The organism is Balneolales bacterium ANBcel1 (genome assembly GCA_029688905.1).
Taxonomy (GTDB): Bacteria; Bacteroidota; Rhodothermia; order Balneolales; family Natronogracilivirgulaceae; genus SLLW01.
The window spans coordinates 207,860-225,359 of the sequence record JARULB010000001.1 but is presented as its reverse complement, the minus strand read 5'-3'; the positions used below and the strand labels follow the sequence as shown (position 1 = coordinate 225,359).

General features: G+C 53.7%; 10 protein-coding genes. 7 read left to right on the top strand and 3 right to left on the bottom strand.

Annotated elements, in window-relative coordinates; translation table 11 throughout:
- The first annotated feature begins 300 nt into the window (after positions 1–300).
- The 4 genes from QA596_00895 (at position 301) to QA596_00880 (ending at position 6,457) form a co-directional block, all read left to right on the top strand.
- The gene (locus tag QA596_00895) at positions 301–1,542 is read left to right on the top strand and encodes a pyridoxal phosphate-dependent aminotransferase family protein (protein ID MDG5766002.1); all 1,242 of its coding nucleotides are present in this window, start codon (positions 301–303) and stop codon (positions 1,540–1,542) included.
- A 3-nt stretch (positions 1,543–1,545) separates the two neighbouring features.
- The gene (locus tag QA596_00890) at positions 1,546–2,706 is read left to right on the top strand and encodes a hypothetical protein (GenBank protein ID MDG5766001.1); all 1,161 of its coding nucleotides are present in this window, start codon (positions 1,546–1,548) and stop codon (positions 2,704–2,706) included.
- 208 nt (positions 2,707–2,914) lie between these two features.
- Positions 2,915–4,987 (top strand): dehydrogenase E1 component subunit alpha/beta, encoded by a 2,073-nt coding sequence (locus QA596_00885; GenBank protein MDG5766000.1) that lies wholly within the window; start codon positions 2,915–2,917, stop codon positions 4,985–4,987.
- 72 nt (positions 4,988–5,059) lie between these two features.
- Positions 5,060–6,457: a class II fumarate hydratase gene (locus QA596_00880; GenBank protein MDG5765999.1), complete on the top strand. Its 1,398-nt coding sequence runs from the start codon at positions 5,060–5,062 to the stop codon at positions 6,455–6,457.
- 318 nt (positions 6,458–6,775) lie between these two features.
- On the opposite strand, the gene cyoE is transcribed toward QA596_00880, so the two are convergent.
- Positions 6,776–7,684 (bottom strand): heme o synthase, encoded by a 909-nt coding sequence (gene cyoE / locus QA596_00875; GenBank protein MDG5765998.1) that lies wholly within the window; start codon positions 7,682–7,684, stop codon positions 6,776–6,778.
- Between the two features lie 211 nt (positions 7,685–7,895).
- Here cyoE and QA596_00870 point away from each other — a divergent pair, with 211 nt between their 5' ends.
- On the top strand, positions 7,896–8,852 hold the full coding sequence (locus QA596_00870; protein MDG5765997.1) for a COX15/CtaA family protein: 957 nt from the start codon (positions 7,896–7,898) through the stop codon (positions 8,850–8,852).
- A 41-nt stretch (positions 8,853–8,893) separates the two neighbouring features.
- Positions 8,894–10,453, top strand: coding sequence for a tagaturonate epimerase family protein (locus tag QA596_00865; GenBank protein ID MDG5765996.1), 1,560 nt, complete (start codon positions 8,894–8,896; stop codon positions 10,451–10,453).
- 441 nt (positions 10,454–10,894) lie between these two features.
- Here QA596_00865 and QA596_00860 read toward each other — a convergent pair whose 3' ends face one another.
- Both QA596_00860 and QA596_00855 read right to left on the bottom strand, forming a co-directional pair.
- Entirely contained in the window at positions 10,895–13,243 is a 2,349-nt protein-coding gene (locus tag QA596_00860) for a glycoside hydrolase family 3 N-terminal domain-containing protein (GenBank protein MDG5765995.1), read from the bottom strand.
- 24 nt (positions 13,244–13,267) lie between these two features.
- Positions 13,268–15,553, bottom strand: a complete 2,286-nt coding sequence (locus tag QA596_00855; protein ID MDG5765994.1) for a glycoside hydrolase family 3 N-terminal domain-containing protein — start codon at positions 15,551–15,553, stop codon at positions 13,268–13,270.
- A 639-nt stretch (positions 15,554–16,192) separates the two neighbouring features.
- Here QA596_00855 and QA596_00850 point away from each other — a divergent pair.
- Positions 16,193–17,485: a glycoside hydrolase family 2 TIM barrel-domain containing protein gene (locus tag QA596_00850; protein MDG5765993.1), complete on the top strand. Its 1,293-nt coding sequence runs from the start codon at positions 16,193–16,195 to the stop codon at positions 17,483–17,485.
- The last annotated feature ends 15 nt before the right edge of the window (positions 17,486–17,500 follow it).

Below are 17,500 nucleotides of genomic sequence, written 5' to 3'. Positions count from 1 at the left end.
CTTCTGCCGGGAAGGGGAAATCTTCTGAGCTTTACCTGTTGTTTAACCACATTTTTTGTGTTATTGTACTCTGGAGGAGCGGGAAGGTCATTTTAAGCCGGAAGGTAAATTCCACCGATAATGGCTATGGAACCCGGATTCCGTGAACCAGCTATCAATTCTGTGAACCACTCATTCCGGCAAATTAATGAAACGGGGCCTGTTGACGACTCTCCGGGTAAGAAATGAGTTTTAATTGCAGGTGAACTGTTTTTTTGATTATTTTTAAAGTTTTATTGAGCCCAAAGGACACCTTGCTAAATGGCGAACAGCGACCAAAGTATTCAAAAAGCCGACATCTTTGACAAAGTCCATCAGTTTACTGCTGCTGATGAGGTCAAGGCCCAGGGCCTGTATCCCTATTTCAAACCGCTTACCGACACCGACGGAAATGTGGTTGTTATCGAGGGGCATGAGGTTATTATGGCCGGCTCCAACAACTACCTGGGACTTACCAACGACCGGCGGCTGATGGAAGCGGCACAGGGGGCTATCTCAAAGTATGGCACCGGCTGTACGGGTTCGCGGTATCTGAATGGTACGCTTGATCTGCACCTTGAGCTTGAGGACAAGCTCGCCGCATTTATGAATAAGGAAAACTGTGTCCTTTTCAGCACCGGCTATCAGACCAACGAGGGATCCATCCAGACCATCGCCGGTCGTAACGACGTGATCTTCTCCGACAAGGACAACCACGCGTGTATCGTCATCGGAACCATCATCTCCAACGCCCGTACCGTCCGTTATCATCACAATGATATGGGTCATCTTCGAAAGCTTCTGGAGCGCGAGGACGAATCCACCGGAAAAATAATCGTAAGTGACGGCGTTTTCTCCATGTCCGGGACGCTGGCAAAGGTGCCTGAACTGGTGGCACTCGGCAAGGAATTTAACGCCCGTATTTATCTGGATGACGCCCACGCGATCGGCGTGCTCGGCGAGGGCGGAAGGGGATCGGCTTCCTCGTTCGGGCTTCTGGATGATGTAGACCTGATCAGCGGCACGTTTTCCAAGTCATTCGCCTCCCTCGGCGGGTTTCTGGTGGGTGATCGCGCTGTCATCGAATATATCCGACATCACTCCCCGGCCCACATCTTCAGCGCATCCATGCCGCCCGCCAACGTGGCCACCGTACTCAAGGCGCTGGAAGTGCTTCAGGAGGAGCAGTGGCGGCTGCAGCGCCTCGAGGAGATCTCCAATTACATGCGCAGGGGGCTCAAAGAGCTGGGCTTCAACATCTGGACAAGCCAGTCACCGATTATCCCGGTAGTCATCGGCGAGATCATGGACTGTCTCGGCTTCTGGAGAGATTTGTTTGAAACAGGGGTTTATGCCAATGCGGTGGTGCCGCCGGCCGTCCCGAAAGGACAATCCCTGATACGCACCAGCTACATGGCCACACACACCGATGAACAGCTGGACGCCATCCTGGCCGCCTTCAGAAAGGTGGGGATAAAACGCGGCATTATCGACACCAACGGCCATTCCCTGATCGAGGTTTAGCCGGTGGAAAAGGTGGCGGGCAGTGAACAGGTTCGTGGTAAAGACCTTCTGGGCGTTACCCTGGTGACCACCGATGATGAGCGCAGACAGTTTCTGGAACTTCCCTACCGGCATTACGCAGATGATCCGAACTGGGTGCCCCCGCTCAGGATGCTGCAAAAGGAGCTCATCGATACACGCAAAAATCCGTTTTATAACGATGCAGAGATAGCGTTGTTCCTGGCCTACCGCAATGGGGAGGTCGCCGGCCGCATCGCCGCCATCCACAACCATGCCTATAACCGGCACAATAACGATACAGCCGGCTTTTTCGGTTTTTTTGAATCGGTGGACAACCAGATGGTGGTTGACCTGCTGTTTCGCGTGGTGCGCGACTGGCTCCGTGACCGCGGATGCACCCGGCTGCTCGGACCCATGAGCCCGGGTTTGCTGGATGAAATCGGGATCCAGATCGAAGGTTTTGATCATCGCCCCTCCATCATGATGCCGCACTCCAAACCGTGGTACGACCCGATGATCCGCAAAGCGGGCCTCGTCAAGGAGATGGACCTGCTGGCCTACAGGGTGACCGACGAAAACCTGGCTCTTAATCGCATGAACCGGGCCGTAGACATCGTCAGAAAACGGACACCCGATCTGACCATCCGCCCTGTAAATCTGCGAAAGTTCAAAAGCGAAGTGGATATCATCCACCGGCTTTTCAATGAGACCTGGAAGGATAACTGGGGGTTCTATGAGATCAACCGCGAAGTGATCGAGCATATGGCCAAAGGCCTGCGCATGATCGTCGATACCGATTTAGCCCATGTGGCCGAGGTAGGCGGCAAACCGGCAGGTTTTTCAATCGCCCTGCCCGATTACAACCAGGTGTTCAAGGATATGGACGGAACCCTGTTTCCAACCGGTATATTCAAGCTTCTCTGGAAGCGTAGAAAAATCAATGCCATACGCACGGCGCTGACCGGCGTCGCCCCCGAGTTCCAGGGACGCGGGATTGATGCCGTCTTAATTCGCGAATCCATAATTAACGGACTCCGCCGGGGGATACGGTCGTCCGAAGTGGGGTGGCTGCTCGAGAACAACACCGGCATCCTGCGAGTCGTAGAAAAGGTCGGCGCGGTTCGCGAAAAGGCCTATCGCATGTACAGCCAGCCGCTTGGCTGATTCTTGCGTTGATTTCAAAAAAATGCCCTATATTTCCGTTCGTGTAGTGGAGTGCCTCTGCAGGATTCTCTGCGTGCCGATACCGCAGGCAGAGCCGGAGACTCGCAGAAATACCACCGTGTCACTTGTAAAAGAGTGCTGTTTTGCCTTATTTAGACGTTCGATGGAATGACGGAGGAACGGCGTCACACCGATAAATCAGAGCATTATGACTGTTAAAACCCCCTCAAAGCTATCTTCCCTGGTAGAGCAGGATTCCGAGTTCAAGGTTCGCTCAACACCGATTTCATCACTGTCGAAAGAGGAGCTGCTGGCTGTTTACAGGGAGATGCTTCTGGTCAGAAGGCTCGACGAAAAGATGCTGATCCTGCTTAAGCAGGGAAGGGGCCATTTTCATGTCGGATGCTCCGGACACGAGGCGATTCAGCTGGCTTCCGCGCACGCGCTGAGAAAGAAGCAGGACTGGGCGATGCCCTATTACCGCGACCTGGCTTTTTCGGTCGGATTCGGCCTGACGTCACGTGATATCCTCTCGGCCCACCTCAGCAAGGTGACCGACCCCTCGGGCGGGCGGCAGATGCCGTCCCATTTTAACAGCAGAAAGCACCACATTGTCTCCGTTTCCAGCTCTATCGGCGCCCAGTTCCTTCCCGGCCTCGGCGTGGCGCAAGCGGCCGTAAAGGAGGGCAAGGATGATGTCGTGTATATCTCTACCGGCGAAGGCGGAACCTCGCAGGGAGTGTTTTACGAACTGCTGAACTGGGCTTCCCTGTGCAAGGCCCCGGTGGTCCTGGTGGTGCAGGACAACAAATACGCCATCAGTGTGCCTTTGGCCGAACAAACCAGCAACCAGAGTATATCAAAAACCGTCAGGGGGTTTGAAAACCTGGCCATCTATGAGGCCGATGGAACCGACTATTTTAATTCACTCGCCGCAATGAAGAAGGCGGTTGATAGGGCACGCAGCGGAGAGGGGCCTGTACTGGTTCATGCGCATGTGGTTCGGCTGGTTCCGCACTCCTCGTCTGATGACCCGACAAAATATCGTGACAGCGGAGAAATGGAGCGGGAATGGATGCATGACCCCTTGCTCAAGCTCAAACAGCGTCTGCTTGAAGCCGGAATAGCAGAAGAGGAAGAGCTGGAATCACTGAAAGAAGATGTCTTCAACCATGTTGAAAAGGACACGGAATGGTGCAACAGGCAGGATTCCCCCAAACCGGAGGAAGCGTTGCTGCATGTGGTCTCCGATAAGCCCGCCGAGCTGAATTATGAAAATGGCAAGCCGGACGGGGAACTCACGGTGATGGTGGATGCCATCAACCATGCGCTTAGCGAGGAGATGGAGCGCAACGACAAGGTGCTGGTATTTGGGCAGGATGTCGCCGGAAACAAAGGCGGGGTGTTTACCGCGACCCGGGGGCTTACCGAAAAGTTTGGTCAGGAGCGATGCTATAACAGTCCGCTTTCCGAGGCCTCTATCCTGGGAACCGCCTGTGGCCTTGCTATCCGTGGGATGAAGCCCGTGCCCGAGATCCAGTTCGGTGATTATATCTGGCCTGCCATGGAGATGGTCAAGAACCAGATTGACTCACTCCGCTACCGTTCGAACAACGAGTTCAGCGCGCCCATGGTGATCCGGGTGCCGGTAGGGGGCTACATCAACGGCGGACTTTGCCACAGCCAGAATATCGAATCGACCTTTGCCCATTTCCCCGGCCTGAAGGTGGTAATGCCGTCCAATGCCGCCGATGCCAAAGGCCTGCTGAAGTCCGCGATCCGGAGCGATGATCCGATTCTGTTTCTGGAGCACAAGGCTCTCTATCGCCAGGGATTCGCCCGGCGCCCCGAGCCCGGTCCCGATTACCTGCTGCCCATCGGAAAGGCGGCGGTGGTGCGGGAAGGGCGCGACGCGACCATCGTCACCTACGGTGCCATGGTGCAGAAAGCGTTGAATGCCGCCAAGGAGTATGCGGCCAAAGGGGTCGAACTGGAGGTGCTGGATATCCGAACCATTCAGCCGCTGGATACCGAAACCATACTGGCCTCGGCTGCCAAAACCGGACGCGTGCTTATTTTGCACGAAGATTATGAGTTCATGGGACTGGGAGCCGAAATTGCCGCCCGCATCTCTTCGGATGTGTTTGAAGCGCTTGACGCACCTATACGAAGGGTGGCCGCCAAATTCTCACCCATTCCCTACGCCTCTCAGCTGGAGGATGTCGTCCTGCCCAACGACAGTGATATACGGCAGGCTCTTGATGAGCTGATTCATTATTAATTCATCAATTTTTGCCATATTCAGGCGTAGTAAAAAAAGTTAGTAACCCCAATACAATTACGTATTTCTACCATGACAAAATTCCGTATTGAAAAGGATTCCATGGGCGAGGTGAAGGTGCCGGAAAGCGCCTTCTACGCCGCCCAGACACAGCGAGCCAAAGAGAACTTCCCCATCAGTGAAATGCGCTTCGATCGCGCCTTTATCCAGGCGGTCGGCTATGTCAAGCAGGCCTGCGCACTGGTCAACCAGGACCTCGGGCTGCTTCCCGAAAATGTAGCAAAATATGTCGTCAAGGCCTCTCAGATGGTAGTGGACGGTGGACTGGACGAGCACTTTGTCGTCGATGTATTCCAGACCGGTTCCGGTACCTCCACCAACATGAATGCCAACGAGGTTATCGCCAACCGGGCCAACTGGCTGGCCGCCCAGGACGGTGTTGAGGTGAAGATCCATCCCAACGACCATGTCAATTTTGGTCAGAGCTCCAACGACGTGTTTCCGACCGCCATCCGTGTTTCTGCGCTGCTCGCCGCTCAGAATCAGCTTATTCCGGCACTGGATTACCTCCGCAAGGCGTTTCACGAGAAAGGACAGGAGTATGCCGATGTGGTTAAAACCGGTCGTACCCACCTGATGGACGCGATGCCTCTGACCATCGCCCAGCAGTTCGGCGGTTACGAGAGGCAGCTTGAGCTGGGTGTGAAGCGACTGGAATCCGCACTCGCGCGGCTTGCGGAGCTTCCCCAGGGAGGCACGGCCATCGGAACCGGCATCAATACGCATGAGGAGTTCGGCAAGCGTTTCGCCGAAAAGATCTCGGAACTCACCGGCGCCTCTTTTGTGGAGGCCGTGGACCATTTTGAGGCACAGGCCATGATCGATGCTCCTGTGGAGACCAGCGGCCAGCTGAAGACCATTGCCGTGAGCATGATCAAGATCGCCAATGACCTGCGGTGGATGAATTCCGGCCCGAACAGCGGCCTCGGCGAGGTGCAGCTGAAGGCGCTTCAGCCCGGATCCTCCATCATGCCCGGCAAGGTGAACCCGGTGATTGAAGAGTCGGTGGCCATGGTCTGCGCACAGGTTATCGGCAACGACACAACCATCACCATCGGCGGGCAGTCGGGTAACTTCGAATTGAATGTGATGCTGCCGGTGGTCGGATACAACCTGAATCAAAGCATCGTGCTGCTGGCCAATGCGGCCCGCAACTTCGCAGATCAGTCGGTATCCGGCATTATTGTCAAGAAAGAGGCGATCGCAGATAAAATCGGAAAGAATCCGATTCTGGTGACGGCGCTCAACCCGATTATCGGGTACGACCTGGCCGCCAAAATCGCCAAAACCGCCTTCGCAGACGATCGTCCGCTGAAAGAGGTGGCCCTCGAGATGACCGACCTCAGCGAAGAGGAACTCGACAAGGCACTTGACCCGATGAAGATGACCAAAGGCGGGTTTACCGAATAAACCGATACCGCCGCAGTACGCGGATAAACGGATATCAACAGAAAGCCTCTTACCCGGCCGTTCGGCTGGGGAGAGGCTTTTTTATTTCGGAATGCGGGATGGCGCAGGCGCGCTGCTGCCGCTCGGAGAGGGTCTCAGGTTGAAAAAAGCACCAGGGTAATCGCCACGTTGCACGAGCAAGCGTGCCGTTGTTGCACGGGAAGGATGCGTGCGAAGAAAGTACTGGCAGGATGCATTGGTAGGATCCATGCGAAAGATGCACAAGAAGAGTTCGCAGGCAGGGCAGGATGTGTGCGTGAAGGGTGCCCTGCTGCAGGCTCAGAAAAAGCGGACGATCAGCAGGTCTGCAAAAATGAACACCCAGACGACCGGCAGGTAAATAAGGGACCCGTACAGCACTTTTCGGGCGTTGCCGATCGATCGGCTCCACTGAAAGCGCAGGCCGGTATAGAGGAAAAAGAGTCCGGATGCGAGAGCTCCTGCAAGATAGGTGATGCCGGTCATGTCAAAGGTGTAAAGCATAAAGCTCACGGGCAGGATAAGGATCAGGCACAGGGTGATGGTCAGGGCCGAAATCAACCCGGAGCTGTCGCTTTTGGGGAGCATGTAGAAACCGGCCGCCACATAGTCGTCGTTGCAAAGCCAGGCGATGGCGACCACGTGGGGAACCTGCCACAGGAAAACGATGGCAAAGAGAATCCACGGGACAGGATCGGCAAGTGCTCCGGAAGCGGCCACCCAGCCACCGACCGGGGGCAGGGCGCCGGGAACGGCTCCGACCATCACATTTACGAAGCTGAGCCGTTTCAGGGGGGTGTAAAAAGCGAGGTAAAGTACCGAAGTGAGCGCCGAGATGAGTCCGGTGAGCGGATTGACCAGCAAGAGCAGGTACAGAAAGCCTATCCCCATCAGAGATAGAGAGAACACGAGTGCATTTCCCGGCGGGATCTTGCGGGCCGGAAGGGGGCGTTTCACCGTTCGCACCATCTGTTTGTCGAGGTCCCGCTCGATGTACTGGTTATGCGCGGCGGTGCCCCCGGCTATCAGCATGGTGCCGAAAAACGCATGGAGAAACAACACGAGAGAGGGTTCGCTTCCCGATGCGAGAAAAAAACCGACACTCATGCTCACCAGTACCAGCAATGTGATACCGGGCTTGGTAAGGGTAAGATAATCGGAAAAGGTGCTTCGGATGTTCTGCAGATCGAGCGGGGAGATGGTAGCCAACGTGTTATAGAGGGTATGGACAGGGTTCTACGTGCAGCAATCAAAACTGGTTCATATTATACAAAAAAATGCGCTATTTTTTGGTCTCAATTAACCATGATAATACATGAAATGATCATGACCGGGCTGGAATCAGGACACACAGGCGAATGATCATATCCATGGATGCTGCATGTGACATTATGAAAAAAAAACTTAAACACATGATAACATGACCTGGAGCACACTGTTCAGCAGGCTGAATGTATTTCAAAAAACCGCACTGATAACCATAGCCGTAACGTTTCTGCTGATTTTTATCGGTGGACTGGTGCGTGCCACGGGGGCGGGCCTGGGTTGTCCCGACTGGCCCAAATGCTTCGGCCTGTGGATTCCTCCGCTTTCGGCCGCCGACCTCCCGGCTCCCTACGACCCGGCCGAGTTCAATGTGTTTAAAACCTGGATGGAGTATGTCAATCGCCTTGTTGGGGTGGTGGTCGGTTTTCTGATACTGCTCACGTTTCTGTTTTCATTTCGGTACCTATCCCGCAGTACCCCGGTTTTCCTCGGCGCACTGCTCGCGTTCGTGCTGGTTCTGTTCCAGGGATGGCTTGGCGGCAGGGTCGTGCTCAGCGGACTCGAAGGCTACATGATTACTTTGCACATGGTGACCGCGCTGGTGATTTTAAATGTGCTGGTATGGACCTACTACCGCTCTGTCCGCGACAGGATTACGTTTACACTTGAAGCGCCGGTACGCAGAAAACTGACCGTGGTGCTGGTACTGTTTCTTCTGGTCATGTTCATTCAGATTGTATTGGGAACACAGGTCAGAGAGGGACTGGAGGCCGTCAAAGCGGCCTATCCCGGACTGGAAAGGGGCAGCTGGATCGACCGGGTCGGATGGGTGGATGATGTGCACCGCAGCTTTTCGTGGGTCGTCCTGATATTGGCATTCCTGTTCCAGCTGCTGGTTCGCAGATTTAACGCCGAACCGTATCTTCGGCTGCTTGCACTGCTCACAACCGCATCGGTTGTACTTCAGATTGCTGTCGGCGCAGGTCTTGTTTATCTTGCCATCCCACCGGCATTTCAGGTACTGCACCTGTGGATAGCCGCGTTTTCAACCGTTGTGCTGTTTGTTGCACTTTTACTGGTTGCAGATGCTTCCAAACGCAAAACCGTTTAAGCAAGGGCACCCGGCCGGCCGCTGCACAATAATTTGACACTATGACGATATCAGAATTCAGCAATCGGCGCGATCTCTTCAACCGTCTGGAGAAGGCGGCAAAGGGCAAGGCCAACAAGCCGTTGACTGTAATACTGCCTGACGGGCAGGGTGAGTGGGAGGTTTACCCAAAATCCATCAGGAAATCGGCCAGGGGAGGGCTATTTGTCGCGGGCAACTACAACCGCAGGAATGCCCTCTTTATCGTGGGCGATGCCGGTCTCAAGGTGATGGAGCGTTATGCCGGCCGAAAGATTGCCAGAATTCCGGATGCCATCATAAAAAAATGCAGGCTTACCAGGAACATTATGCGGCAGCTCCGTGAGGATTTTCCACACTGCGCTCCCACAGGCAGGCAAAATGGCAATCTCAGCATCGCGTTTGGGGATGTGCTTGGTATGGCCGGAAAGGCGCAGATGCTCGCTTTTTCAGGAACCGCCGATCTGATCTTTTCCAGGCAGTGCGTGCATCAGCTGTCCCGGCTGGAACTCGACCCGGAAGACGCGCTTGATGCGGTCACCTGGTCGGTTTTTCAGGAGGGATACGATGGCGGATATGCCGCCGAGGCGTGTCAGGTTACCACCCCGGAAGATCTTGAGAAGATGCTGGATGCCGGCTTCACCCGGTTCTCGGTCGAACCCGCAAATCCGTGCCTTTTTTCGCTGAGAGAAGAGTCCAAGCGCAATTTGCTTGAGCGGATGTTTCAGCTACCCTGGATTGAGCTGCGCGACAAATTTGAGCTCATGTTCAACCGCTATATCAACAGGCGAATCGATTTGCCTGAGCCGGAAAAGGCCGCCTGGCCGGGGGATGAAACGGAACGGGATCCGCTGGTTATCATCCCATCCGAAAAGGAAGTACTGGCGGCAATGGGGATTTATGCAGAGACCATATGTCAGGTTACGGCCATGGAGCAGGTTCTGGTGCGCCGCAAATGCCGCAGCAAAGTAACCCTGGAGGTATCCTTTTCACGAGCCGGCGGCAATCTGACTCCCTTTGAGCACTTTTTTGTGATCAATGAACTGTTCCGCCGGGATGTGCACCCCGACTATTTTGCTCCCGGCGAGATAACGCTCGAACATCAGCTGGTAGCCTGGCTCAACAAAGGGTATGGACTGACCGGAGAAGCCGGCCAGGTCCTTGATACCATACATGAGGAGTTTCCACTTACCATGCATGGCATCTACCCGGATATCAGTTACCGGACAGCTCTGCATTGTATTGTGCAAAAAAAACCGGACTTGTTTCGGAAGATCTGGGAGACCTCGCGAAACAGGTTTCAGGATGTCGGAGGTGAATCGCTTACCTCACTGAAAATTCACCACATCCCTTCGGTTAAGGATTATTCGGACCATAACCTGGCGGAAATTCTGGAGACTCCAAACACCGATGACTTTTTGAAAGTCTCCCTTCTGGTGGTTATGACGGACCGCGATGAGACCGGAAACCGGTACCTCAGACAGAAGCTGATGGCCTTTCTGCAGGCTCATGAGATGCTGTATACCGAAGCATTGCTTGAGACCTATCGGCTCTGGACCGGAGAAGGCCGGGAGGAGGAATAGTTCGCAGACCGCGGGAGAGTTTTTCTTTTCGGTGATATTCATATATTGAACCAGGCTTTTTTTAAAAAAAAAGCCTGAACTCCGGTCAAAGAGATTCAGGCTTGCTATGTTACAGGGACATGTATAATTGGGATCCAATCGGATCAATGGATGGCTCCGTGAGAAAAATGTGCCGGCGGGTACAACCGGTACAGACTGTGAAAACTCCCGGACTTCATCCAAACGCTGTGTAGCAATAACCGTTGCAGTTCAGCCATTGCATTGCCGTTTTGAACCGGTTGGGCAAAATGCCCTTCCAGAGTACATACGGATGTCGTTTGCAACGGTTACTGAAAATGTGCTTGTTTCTTTATTTTTTACATATGACGCAACGGCCTAACGAATTGCGTGACAATAGCTGTTTTATCTAAAAAACTTGAAGGGCGGCGGTATTGCCAGAAATTATCTGAAAGATGGCCCCGCAGCCGGACTTCTATGACGGTTTTCGGAGACAGTTAGATAGAAGCGATCCGAGTGTTCTCCCGCCATAATCGTGTAGTATCCGCTTTCCGCAACCATCTCTCCGGTGTGATCCGGATAAAAAAGATGCTTTTCGGGGTAGATGCGGAAGGAGAGCGTTACGGTTTCTCCGGGCTCCAATTCCACTTTTTCGAAATGTTTCAGCTGTTTAACCGGACGCGTTATCAGGCTGACTTCATTTCTGAGAAACCAGAGTAAGTTCTTTTGTCCGGCAACCGGTCCCTGGTTGGTGACATCAATCGTTGCCGTGATAGTCTCGTTCTCGTTGATCTTGTCGGAGTCGATCCGCAGATTATCTACGGAGAATTCTGAATAGCTTAACCCGTGGCCGAACTCCCATGCGGCGGTTGTGCGGTTGGTCGGCTTGTGATCATAGGTGGCAAAATGACTCGGCTCGGCCGGATAGGTAAATGAAAGCCTTCCGCTTGGGTTGAAGTTGCCTGAAATGACATCGGCAAACGCTTCTCCTCCTTTGAATCCTGGCAGACCCGCAAATATAACCGTTTCGCTGTCACGTGCGGTATCTGAAAGGACACGCGGCCTTCCGCCAACAATCACAAGGACAACAGGCGTGCCGGTTTCAGCCACAAGCTCCGCCATCTCGAGCTGGTCACGGTAGAGGGTAAGGTCTTCCAGATCACCAACATACTCGGTATAGGGCTCTTCGCCGAGTGCCATCACAATCACATCCGCTCTCTCGGCGGAAGCCAGGAACCGGTCATGCTGCGATTCACCCGGCCTGCCGATTTGCTCCATCAACGTGACCTCAGAGCTGTTGAACTGCTCCTGAAGGCCGGAAAAGATGGTGTGGATATCATCCGGATACATCTCCTCGGGACCGCCCTGCCACTCCAGAGTCCATCCGCCACTCAAATCCCGTTTTGAATCGGCTCTAGGTCCGACTACCAGAATGTTTCCGGTCTCGGCGGGATCGAGCGGAAGCAGGTTATCCCGGTTTTCAAGCAGAACCAGCGACTCCCTGGCGGCCTGCAATGCTTTTTCCTTGTGCTCCTCGGCACCGATCAAATCGATAAACTCGGTTGTGGGGTAGGGGTGTTCAAACAGGCCCAGATCAAACTTGAGCCGAAGTATCCGTCGAACCGACTCGTCGATGCGGCTTTCGGTCAGAAGTCCTTCCTCAACCAGTTCTTTCATATAGTACACAAAATCGAACGACTGTGGAGTCATGCTCATGTCGATACCGGCGGAGATGGCCATCCTGGTGGCCTCCTTCTCGGTCTCGGCGATATGGTGATAGTGCTGCTGCTGGTATCCGATCACATCGTAGGTGGTCAGTTTGATGATGTCGGCCCAGTCGGTCAGAATAACGCCTTCGAAGCCCATTTGTCCACGCAACAGGTCGGTGAGCAGGGGCTTGGAGGCGTGCACCGGAACACCGTTGACTTCACCGCTGTTGATCATGACCGTTTTGATTCCCGCGTCAACGACAGCCTGGAACGGCGGACGGTGAATCTCCTGAAGCGCTTGCTGCGAGATTTCGGCGGGGGACCGGTCCCAGCCCGAATGGGGCGTCGAGTATCCGATAAAGTGTTTGGCCGTTCCCGCCATTTTGTAAGGCATAACTGATGTTTCACCTTCCAGCCCTTCCGTATAGGCGCGGCCGAGCACGGATGCCAGGTAGGGGTCCTCTCCGAACGTTTCGTAGAACCGGGCCCAGCGCGGGTCCCTGCCGATGTCCATGACCGGCGCGAAATTCCAGTGATGGCCCAGAGGTGCCGATTCAATGGTTGTAATTTCGCCCATGGCTCTGGCCATATCCACATTAAAACTGTTGGCCATATTGATGTTGTGCGGAAAGATGGTGCTACCGAGCAGGTAACTTGCCCCGTGCATGTGGTCGATGCCGTAGATCATCGGTATCCCCAGACGGGATTCTTCGATGATGATGGTCTGCAACTCGTGGATGAAAGCGTGCCAGTCCTCCGCCGGATAGGCGAAACCGTTGAGAAATGAACCGATTTGATAGGTGGATGCCACATGCCTTGCTCTGTCCGGATCAAGCTCCACTTTGTGCTGTTCATCCGTGTTAATTTCCGAGATATTAATCTGGGTCATCTGCCCGATTTTCTCCTCGAGGGTCATTCGGGAGAGCAGATCCTCCACTCTTTGTTCAACGGGTACATCCGGATTCAGGTAGTCGGGTTCATCCTCGACTGCCGATGAGCAGGCGGAAGCGAGGGCAATCAGTGGTATCAAAACAAAGATCGCGAGGACGTTTTTCAGGGATATTTCGAGGGGATGATTTTTCATGATATTGGTGGTAGACAGGTTGGTTTAGGCTATGATTTTGAAATCTTTCTTCAGTTCGGCGACCCGGACACTGTACGAACCTTTTTCGAGTATCATCTCTCCGTTTTCATCTGGATAGGATAACTGATCCGGGGTAATGACAAATGTGAGTGCAGCCGATGCGCCCGGCTTCAGAGTAGTCCGCTCGAAGTGTTTCAACTCTTTTACAGGGCGGGTAATACGCCCCGTATGGGTAGAAATGAACCAGAGAACCGTCTCTTTGCCTTCCGCCCGTCCGGTATTGGTGACGGTTACGGTGGCCTCTATACTGCCGTTTTCGTCCATGGAATCCGCACTGAGTTTCAGGTCGGAATATTCGAACGTGGTATAGCTAAGGCCGAATCCGAACGGGAACGTGGAAGTCGTAAGTTCTCCCTGGATGATCTGATTTGCCCGGGCCGGATCAAAAAAGTAGAGATTGCTTTTTTTATGATTGTATGGCAGAAAGTGATTCGGTTCCATTGGATAGGTGACCGGCATTTTGCCACTCGGGTTGACCTTCCCGCTGATGACATCGGCGATGGCACGGGCTCCCTCAAATCCGGGTAACCCGGCGTAGAGGATGGCGTCTGTACTCTCCAGAATGTCACTGATTCGGCGCGGCCGGCCCTGGATCAGTACCAGGATGACCGGTGTCTCAGACTGTGCCAGCATCCCCAGCTCATCAATCTGTTTCTGTGGGAGATTGATGTCGTTGATATTGCCTGCGAACTCACAGTACGGTTTTTCGCCACCTGCGTAGATTACCGCGTCCAGCCCGTCCACTTTGTCGAGGAAAGACTTGCGGTCCGAATCCGATGCATTCCCGGCATCAGGGATGTCATCCCGCCCAAACAGCACGATTTCGGCATCCGGGTACGAATCTTTCAAAGCGCTGTACACGGTGCGCATCTCTTCCGGATACTGTGATTCATGGCCTCCCTGCCAGGCTATGGTCCAGCCACCGGACAGGTTTCTTTTGCTGTCGGCGGATGGTCCCATGACACCGATTTTTGCCGGGCGGCACAACGGCAGCAGTTCATTATCGTTTTTCAGCAGGATGATGGACTCCCGGGCGGCATCAAGCGCTTTTTGCCGGTTATCCGCATGACCGATTCGGTCGAAACGGTCGTTGCGCGGTAAGGGGTGCTCAAAAAGGCCCAGTTCAAACTTCAGCCTGAGGATTCTTCGCACGGATTCGTCGATCCGCTCTTCCGGAATTTGCCCTTCCTCCACAAGTTCCAGCAGGGATGTGTTGAAATCGAGGTGAAGCGGGGTCATACTCATGTCGATGCCTGCCATGACCGACTGGCGGGTTGCTTCCTTGAAACTATCGGCCGTGTAATGGAAGTCTGTCAGCTTGCCGATATCGTCCCAGTCTGTTACGATTACGCCGTCAAAACCCATTTTTTCGCGAAGAAGCACGGTCAGCAGCTCGTGCGATGCCGGAACCGGGATACCATTCACCTCGCCGCTGTTGGTCATTATGGTTTTTAGTCCGGCATCAACAGCTTTCTGGAAGGCCGGGCGGTGAAATTCATGTATCTGCTGCATGGGCAGATGAGCAGGAGTGCGATCCCATCCCGACCGCGGGTCGGAATAACCGAGAAAATGCTTGCCGGTGGCAGCCTGTTTGAAGGGAGCGGTGTCGTCGTTGTCTTGCAGTCCGGTGACATATGCGGCGCCCATCACACCGGCCAAATACGGATCTTCTCCAAACGTTTCCCACAGACGCGGCCAGAGCGGATTTACACCAAGGTCAAGCACAGGTGCGAATATCCAGTGATGTCCCAGATCGGCTGATTCCAGCGCGGTGATCTTGCCGGTGTTCTGGGCATGCTCGGGGTTGAATGTTGCTGCAAGATTAAGGCTCTGAGGAAAATATGTGGCTCCTTCCAGATAACTTGCCCCATGTATATGGTCAATGCCGTAAATAATGGGTATGCCCAGGCGGCTTTCCTCCACAGCGATACGGGCAAGCTCCTTCATGAACTCATACCAGGCCCCGGCCGAAACCGCTTCCCCATTTAAGAACGAGCCGATGTGATGGTTCAGGATAAAGTCCCGAGCTTTCTCAGGATCAAGCTCCACATCCCTCTGTTCCCCGGTGGTGTTGATCAGGGTGATGTCAAGCTGAGTCATCTGACCGATCTTCTCGTACAGCGTCATTCGTGACAGGAGGTCTTCAACCCGCTCACTGACCGGCAGAGACGCATTTCTGTAGGGTACGGTTTTGTGATGCTCCCCGTCCCGCTTCGTTCCGGGATCCGTTTTTGACTCCGAATGTCTCATGTCTGCTGTTGATATAATAATGTGAAGCCCCGGGCATCCTTCCTCCGCCGGATCGGGGAGAGCAGGACATGCAGGCAACAGGTTTGTTTTCGTATTATTCCGGCTTCATGTTTTTCGCTTCTGCAAAAATGGAAAATATTTTGCTTTTATTCCACTGAATTTGTACGCTTTTCCGGCCGAGGTATTGCTTCCTCTATTGTGTGGTCTGAAGGATGAAAGAGAAACGGTGTGGAGGCCTGTGTGAATTGAGTACAGTGCTTTTTTCGGTTTATAACGGCTAAGTTGTACCGAATGAAGAACTCCGGGGGTTCCTGCAGAGAGAGGGGAGCGGCACGCCGGCATGATCATTCAGCCATACGCCTTAGGGAGCGCGGAGAGAAAAATCAACAATAAATTTTCATTATTAGTAAAAATTATTTGCATTGTTTGCGGGCGGGATATACCTTTCATATGCCTCCATATCTCATATTTTCAGCCGGCAGCAGGGTGGGGGCGGTACACAATTATTGGCTGGTGATGAGGCATTTCATGATTCATCGAATACCCAGGCACTATGGATCCGGGGAGTACCCGTTGTCGCGATCTGCCCGGATCTGCTTCCGGGTGGTGTAATCCCGCGAATATGAGTGAAATACAGATATGATGAAAAGAGTAGCCAAAGTTTTGATATTCTGTTTCATGTGTGTGCTTCCGGCTTCCCCGGGATTTGCCGGGCAGGTCGTGGAGGTTTCCGAAGGTCCGGATGGATGGGTTTTGCTGGTGGACAACAAGCCCCTGATGGTAAACGGCATGAACTGGGACTACTTCCCGATTGGCACCAACTATGAGTATGTGGTGTGGGACGAGTCCGATGACTTCATCAAAAAAGCCCTCGATCATGAGATGGGATTGCTGCAAGACATTGGTGTGAACGCCATTCGTGTTTACAAGGGTATCCCGCCCCGATGGATTACCTATATATACGACAACTTCGGTATCTACACCATGCTGAACCACTCCTTTGGCCGGTACGGGTTAACCATTGAAGACGAGTGGGTTGCAGACACGGACTACTCGGATCAACGAGTTATAGACATGCTGATGCAGGAAGTGGCCGATCTGGCTGAGGAGTTCAGGGGAACACGCGGCCTGCTGCTGTACCTGCTTGGCAACGAGAATAACTATGGACTCTTCTGGAGTGGTGCCGAAACGGAGGATATTCCGGAGGAAGATCCCGTGGCGCGGGAGAGGGCCCGGCATATGTACCGCCTGTTTAACAAGGCAGCCGTTGCCATGAAGGAGATCGATCCAAACCGGCCGGTCGCCATGGCAAACGGGGATCTGCTGTTTCTGGATATCATCGCGGAGGAAGTCCCGGACATGGATATCTTCGGGGCCAATGTTTACCGCGGAGTCTCCTTTACCTATTTGTACGACCGTGTGAAAGAAAAATATGATAAACCGGTGCTGCTTACGGAATTCGGCGCCGATGCGTACAACGCGAAAACAGAGGAGGAAGACCAACTTTGCCAGGCCTACTATGTACACGGTAACTGGCAGGAGGTCTATGAATATGCCGCTGGAATGGGGAAAACCGGCAACTCTGTCGGTGGGTTCACCTTTCAGTTCAGTGACGGCTGGTGGAAGCATGGCCAGACCTACGATCTGGACGTGCACAACACCGAAGCGACATGGGCCAACGCCGCCTATGAATGTGACTATGTGGAAGGCGAGAACAATATGAACGAAGAGTGGTTCGGAGTCATGGCCAAAGGCCCGACAGACTCCCTGGGGCACTATCCACTTTACCCCAGAGCCGCCTATTATGTGCTCAAAGAGGCCCACTTATTCGACCCCTATGCGCCGGATGCAACACCGGAAATGCTCGAAGAGCATTTTGATAACATCTCCCTGAAGGACGCCTGGCGAAGAGCCAAACAGACAAGAAATTAAATCATAATACATTAA

Excerpts from the sequence above, each read along its gene's own strand:
- QA596_00895 (MDG5766002.1), top strand. The coding sequence starts at position 301 with ATGGCGAACAGCGACCAAAGTATTCAAAAAGCCGACATCTTTGACAAA.
- QA596_00880 (MDG5765999.1), top strand. The coding sequence starts at position 5,060 with ATGACAAAATTCCGTATTGAAAAGGATTCCATGGGCGAGGTGAAGGTG.
- QA596_00850 (MDG5765993.1), top strand. The coding sequence starts at position 16,193 with ATGATGAAAAGAGTAGCCAAAGTTTTGATATTCTGTTTCATGTGTGTG.
- QA596_00855 (MDG5765994.1), bottom strand. The coding sequence starts at position 15,553 with ATGAGACATTCGGAGTCAAAAACGGATCCCGGAACGAAGCGGGACGGG.
- QA596_00865 (MDG5765996.1), top strand. The coding sequence starts at position 8,894 with ATGACGATATCAGAATTCAGCAATCGGCGCGATCTCTTCAACCGTCTG.
- QA596_00885 (MDG5766000.1), top strand. The coding sequence starts at position 2,915 with ATGACTGTTAAAACCCCCTCAAAGCTATCTTCCCTGGTAGAGCAGGAT.
- QA596_00870 (MDG5765997.1), top strand. The coding sequence starts at position 7,896 with ATGACCTGGAGCACACTGTTCAGCAGGCTGAATGTATTTCAAAAAACC.
- QA596_00860 (MDG5765995.1), bottom strand. The coding sequence starts at position 13,243 with ATGAAAAATCATCCCCTCGAAATATCCCTGAAAAACGTCCTCGCGATC.